The sequence below is a fragment of the Alkalispirochaeta americana genome, assembly GCF_900156105.1.
Taxonomy (GTDB): domain Bacteria; phylum Spirochaetota; class Spirochaetia; order DSM-27196; family Alkalispirochaetaceae; genus Alkalispirochaeta; species Alkalispirochaeta americana.
Genome location: NZ_FTMS01000038.1, coordinates 1 through 5773, shown reverse-complemented (window position 1 = coordinate 5773; position 5773 = coordinate 1). Strand labels below are relative to the sequence as shown.

Sequence of the window (5773 nt, the reverse complement as noted above, 5' to 3'; positions counted from 1 at the left end):
GAAGAGTTCATTGATCAACTGGATCGGTATATTCGGTGGTATAATGAACGGCGTGTAAAGCTATCCCTCGGGGGTCTGAGTCCGGTTGAATACCGTCAGGCCATCGGAAAAGCAGCGTAAAACCAGTCCAAGAAAACGTCCGCACCCCCAATTCCTGTTTTCCCCGCGCTGGTTAGTTTAGTTTGCCGTTTCCATAACCGCTACTTTTGAAATCAAAGTTAATCAAAAAATTTTCTACAATCTTTGGAAGCCCGAAGTAATAAACAGGAAATACAATGCCAATGATATCGTCTTCATAGATTTCTCTCTTTATTTCATATGTAATTTTAATTAATTCACAATTTTCTATTTTCATTCCAAGTTTTTTAGCAACCAGGTATGAATTCCCTGTTCCAGAGAAATAAAATATTTTTGCCATTAGTCCCATCTCCTTTATTGTATTGCATGGTCATGTATTTCGCCTAACGTTTCGCGAGTTGGAAACGGTAAACTAAACTAACCAGGGCGGGGTTGCCGTTTCCAGTGTGGCATGTGTCACCTCCATATCAATCAGGTTTAGGTGACAACTATCATGGCAGAGCGCGGAAGCCCAAGCCGAAGGCGCCGCATATATTCCTTATTATATGTTGTTTTGCTCTTGCACCCAGTTTTCAATAAGCAATTTTGGTACTCTTTCAAATTCTTTTACATTGTTTGCGATAATGCATAGGTTTCTTGATAAGCACTGAGAGGCTATTTGTAGATCATATGGTCCAATCGGAGTTCCTTGCTTATTAAGATAGTATCTAATAAATCCAAAATTTTCAGCATCTAATTCGCTAAACGGAATTATTTCAAATGGAGAAAGAAACCCATATAGTAACTCCCTGTTTTTATTTGGAAAATTGCTTTTTGCAATTCCATATTCCAATTCTGCAACTGTAACAGATGATAGTGCAATATTAAAAAGCGATTCAGATTCAACTCTGGATTGCAGCTTAGGAAATTTTTTCTTCATCAAATAAATACAGATATTTGTATCAAGCAAATACATTAGAAGCTTTCTCTATCCTGATTTTCAGGTTGCTCTCTTCCTTCTTGAAATATATCATTGGAAAATTTATCAATACTATTTCTGAATGAAGCCCAGATATCATCTTTTGATGTAAGAATGATAGAGTTCCCAATTTTATGGATAAATAATTCTGTATCGTCTATAGCAAATTCCTTTGGAATTCTAACCGCTTGACTATTGCCACTACGAAATACTTTCACTGTTTGCATATTAAATCCCCCTGCCTCAGGTATATACCCTTGTGTATACATCTTCAAGGGTAAAATGCCATATAACGTTCCGCGGCTATGCGAAGTTGCCGGAGCGTACTCGCGAAGGCAAGTTTCTGTCCGCACCCCCATCCGGGTACATTTCCCTGTTTTTTACCCCTATTTTTTGTCTTATGGGTAAAATATAGCGTTTTTTACCCATATCAACCCTCCCTCCGGGTAAAGAGTTCAAACAGGGGCTCATTGATGTAGTAGTGATTCACTCCAATTTTCTCTCTTTTTAACAGACCGCCTTCTGAGAGTTCGTCCAGATACTTGGCGGCTGTTTTGCGGGTAACGCCCAGGGTCTGCACCAGAAAATCGATCTTGGTGTAAGGATGGTTGAACAGAATATTCAGAAAGTCCTGGCTGTAGAATTTATATTTTTTGCGAATGCGGTGCTTGTAATCACTCATTAGGTCTGTGATGTTCTGGATAATGCGGATAGTGTTGCGGGAAGTAACAATCACCCCTTCCAGTATATAGAGCACCCATTCGCTCCATGCGTTCTCATCCCGAACTGCCTGCAGGAGCCGGTAATACTCGGATTTTGTCTCGATTATGTATTGAGAGAGATACAAGACCGGCAAGTCCAGAAGCTCCTGAAGTACCAGATACAAAATGTTAATGATTCTGCCTGTGCGACCATTCCCGTCATAAAAGGGATGGATACTCTCAAATTGGTAATGGATCATAGCCATTTTAACCAACGGTTCCAGGTCACTCAGATTCTGGTCATTGATAAATGTTTCCAGGTTACCCATGAGGCTGACAATCTCATCGGGCTGCTGGGGAGGTGTATAAACTACTTTTCCGGTGGCGGGGTTCACCAGCTCGGTACCGGCCTGGGTTCGGAAACCGGCCCGGTTGCGTTCCAGCTCTTTTTGAATTTCCAGAATGATATTGTTGGTTAAAAGATTGTTCCGCTGGATGAGCTTGAAGCCCTTTTTCAGAGCTGTAGAATAATTTTGCACCTCTTTTGCCGCGGCGTTTCCAATATAGTCAGAAAAAAGCTCTTCTTTAAACAGTTCATCATGGGTTGTAATGATATTTTCAATGGCAGAACTGTCTTTAGCCTCCTGAAGGGCAAGAGTGTTAATCAAAATATTCTCATTGGGAATGGTTTTGCAGATACCCTTTAACTCCGCCAGGCATCTGCCGGCTTCAATACATTTTTTCAGGATTTCCCGTGTTTCCAAATCTACTTCCGGCGGCAGCGGTTTAAGAATAAATTTATTCATAGCCCAACTCCATCAAAAATTCATGCAGCTGTGACGAAGCCTTGTCCCGTTCGGCTTCAATCTCTTTTGCAGTAACAGCGTACTTATCCCAAAGATTTTCCACGACTTTTATGCAGGCCCGTTTGTCGTCCTGCAAGTACCGGGTGTAAGTTCCCAGCAGCATGCTTTTAAGCCGTTTCAGTATGACCTGCCTGGCTTCATCGGTGCTGATTTTTTTGCGGGGACTTTCTACCAGTTCATCCCGCTTATTCTCAATGGCTTTAATATTCTTCTTAAGCTCTTTTAGTTCATCTTCCAGCGCTTTATGGCGTGACAAGGCTTTCTCAATATATTGGGTCTGTTTGTAAACGGTTATACCGTTTTCTATTGTTGTCTCTATCTTCTCGGTATAGTCTGTTGAATGATTGACTCTTCCGGCCAGTTCACAGATTTTCTTTCCGTTTTCAAACACCGGGTTATTCTGGGCAAAACCTTCGGTGCAATAGAACCCTTTTTTCTCACCCCCGGGAAGCTTGCCGGCCGCCTTGATCTCGGCAAAGAGATCGGCAACAAGAGCTTTTAGGGTTTTAAGTTCATGCTTCCACGCTGCATTCAACTCTTTCAGGCTGTCTTTTTTGTCTTTTACTTCGGATGAGGGAAGCACGCCGGTATCTTCATCATCTTCAAAATCCTCATCATCGGCAGTCGTAAATAGTGACTGCAGCTCCTCGATTCTTGACTGGTATTTTTCCATCTCTTCCAGAACTTGCGGAAACTGACTCTGCAGGATTTCTTCATCGGGAATCAGTTCCGGCCCCCATCCGCTGGCCGCGATGGATTTAAAGTCCGCCTTCAGTTCATCCACATAGTTGGCAAATGCTCCACGCACCTGCGAAAAGGAGAGTATGTTCTGATTACTCAGCAATTTTTCAATGCTTTGGATAAGAGTCCGGCGCATCAGAAACACATTACCGGCACTTTCATGCTGGTTATCCGGATCATGCGCCAGCGCTTCTACCACAGGATGGTTTTTGTTCCACCATTTCGAAAGAGATGTTATAAATTGTTCATGCCTTTTCTGCAAACCCGGGTGCTTGTTGATAAACTCGGAAATGGAGCGCCTGTTATCCAGCTTGCCTGAAAATTGATAATAATCATTATCTTTTTCTGAAAAACAGTCTTCTTTCAAATCCTTGTAGTTGTTCCAGAAATGTGTCAGGCAATCAACCTCTTTCTTTGGTATCCCGCCGTGCAGGTGTGCCCTTACATCCTGGGGCTCAGGTGGGGGAGCATTATCTACATAGCGTCTGATATTGCAATTGTATTCTTCCGCGATAATTTCTGAAACCGGTACCCTGCACGCATACATGGGCTGTTTTGTGTCATCATCTATAATGCTGAAAGTTGCTTCCGGTACGTCTTTACCGGTGTGGTAGGTATGAACAATTTTATCGATGTCCTCAGGTCTCAGGTAATTGCGTGCACTGCCTTCCCGGTAACCCCGGTCGGCATTGATAAACAGCACATGGCCATTCTTTCTTTTGTTAGCATCTTTTTTATTCAGCACAAGAATACAGGCAGGGATACCTGTGCCATAGAAAAGACTTGCCGGTAAACCAATTATCGCTTCCAGGTACCCATGGTCCATGAAATACTTACGGGCTTCAGCCTCTTCGCCTCCGCGGAACATTACCCCGTGAGGCATAACCGTCGCCAGGCGACCATCACTCTTGAGTACCGCCAGCATATGTTGGACAAACATCAGGTCTGCCTTTCTTACCTTTCTCCGGCATAAAGACCGGGAAGCGGCCGGGAAATTTCAAATCTTTCTTCGAGTAATTGTGGCTGAACGGTGGATTAGCCATTACCCGGTCATAACGCTTTAGCTCATTATGTTCATCCATATGCTGGGGATTTTTTATTGTATCTTCCTGGCGGATATCTGCATGGGAAATTCCATGAAGGAGCATATTCATTTTACAGATGGACCAGGTAGTACCCATTTTTTCCTGCCCATAAAGTGATAGTTCACTGGGTTCATCCCCACATTCGCGAAGGTAATCACGAGCTTGAATGAGCATACCGCCAGAACCAACCGTCGGGTCATAGATGCTCATTTCCTCTTTTGGATCACAAATTTCGACTATAATGCGCACAACTTCAGAAGGGGTATAAAATTCGCCTGCTTTTTTGCCGGCAGAATCGGCAAAGTACTTGATCAGCCACGCATAGGCGGCTCCAAGTAAATCAGGGAATTCAAAATCATCGTCTTTCAGCGGTATTTTCTCAAAGTTCTGTAGAAAATCCGCCAGAGTATCGTCATCCAGAGTCCGCTGCCCGATCTTTCTGTTGAAGTTGATGGTCTTCAGCACATCCTGCAAGGCTTCGGGGTTAGCATCTTCAATGGCTTCAAGAGCTTTGTTAAGCATGGTGCCGACGTTTTCTTTGAGGTGCTTTAAAGCGGGGATTTGCTTTCGATCCTCAGAACCATCGTCTTTTTTAAATACCTGTATCCAGCCTTCGTTCCATCGTGCCCTGGGCGGAACATAAAAATACTTCCCGGAATAGTTATCCTTGTCTTCCAGTTCTGTCTGGATATCGGCTTCGGTTAAGCCCTGTTCGGATAGTTCTCTTCGCAGTTCTGCTCTTCTCTGATCAAAGAGGTCACTGGCTCGCTTGAGAAAGAGCATACCAAAGATATATTCCTTATATTCGCTGGCATCCATGCTGCCGCGAAGATCATCACAGGCAGTGAGTAATAAGTTTCCAAGTTTTGCTAATGTCAGTTTTGCCATTCATTCCTCTTATTCTTAGCCCGGCATGGACGCCGGGCTTCTTGGGGCGCGGGGATTTTAGAATCTTCCGCTTTTTAATTTTATCATATCCACCTTTGTCTTGGCGCGGTATTGCCTATAACGTTCCGCTTGTAGCCGAAGTTGCCGTTTCCAACCCTGCACCCGCTTCCGCTAATATGATACAGCGGTATTTTTCCGCCATCCCGGCCCAAGCTATCGGTTTGGCATACCCCCAGGCTGAGAGGAATTCGCCACTCTCCGCCCAGCCGGCTGTGCCGGTCTGGTTAAGCGTTATGTTAAACGCAATATATTATCTTACGTCTTTAAGGTTTCCAGTTACATATTTGTGTAAAATACTCGTAACAAGGGTTTGATAGGGGATGCCTTCTTCCAGAGCCTTTGTTTTTAAAGCCTCTACGTCGCGTTTAGAAATCCGGATGTTTATTCTGTAGTCTT

At 43.7% G+C, this 5773-nt stretch carries 7 protein-coding genes; 1 reads left to right on the top strand and 6 read right to left on the bottom strand.

Features of this window, described 5'->3' with window-relative positions:
* Window positions 1-120: IS3 family transposase (locus tag BW950_RS14390; protein ID WP_143559267.1), on the top strand; the 120-nt coding region annotated here is incomplete at its 5' end.
* 52 nt (window positions 121-172) lie between these two features.
* On the opposite strand, the gene BW950_RS14385 is transcribed toward BW950_RS14390, so the two are convergent.
* The 6 genes from BW950_RS14385 to BW950_RS15495 all read right to left on the bottom strand — a co-directional run bounded on the left by BW950_RS14385 (window position 173) and on the right by BW950_RS15495 (window position 5317).
* Window positions 173-418 (bottom strand): flavodoxin family protein, encoded by a 246-nt coding sequence (locus BW950_RS14385; RefSeq protein ID WP_076489997.1) that lies wholly within the window; start codon window positions 416-418, stop codon window positions 173-175.
* Between the two features lie 201 nt (window positions 419-619).
* On the bottom strand, window positions 620-1033 hold the full coding sequence (vapC, locus tag BW950_RS14380) for a type II toxin-antitoxin system tRNA(fMet)-specific endonuclease VapC (RefSeq protein ID WP_076489996.1): 414 nt from the start codon (window positions 1031-1033) through the stop codon (window positions 620-622).
* Entirely contained in the window at window positions 1033-1263 is a 231-nt protein-coding gene (vapB, locus tag BW950_RS14375) for a type II toxin-antitoxin system antitoxin VapB (protein ID WP_076489995.1), read from the bottom strand. The genes vapC and vapB overlap by 1 nt, the downstream gene beginning before the upstream one ends.
* Window positions 1264-1466: 203 nt before the next feature.
* Window positions 1467-2543: a Fic family protein gene (locus BW950_RS14370; protein ID WP_076489994.1), complete on the bottom strand. Its 1077-nt coding sequence runs from the start codon at window positions 2541-2543 to the stop codon at window positions 1467-1469.
* On the bottom strand, window positions 2536-4284 hold the full coding sequence (locus BW950_RS15500) for an N-6 DNA methylase (RefSeq protein ID WP_200796847.1): 1749 nt from the start codon (window positions 4282-4284) through the stop codon (window positions 2536-2538). The genes BW950_RS14370 and BW950_RS15500 overlap by 8 nt, the downstream gene beginning before the upstream one ends.
* A complete protein-coding gene (locus BW950_RS15495) occupies window positions 4247-5317 on the bottom strand; it encodes a class I SAM-dependent DNA methyltransferase (RefSeq protein WP_200796846.1) in 1071 nt (356 codons plus the stop codon). Before BW950_RS15495 ends, BW950_RS15500 begins: the two co-directional genes overlap by 38 nt.
* Window positions 5318-5773 lie beyond the last annotated feature (456 nt).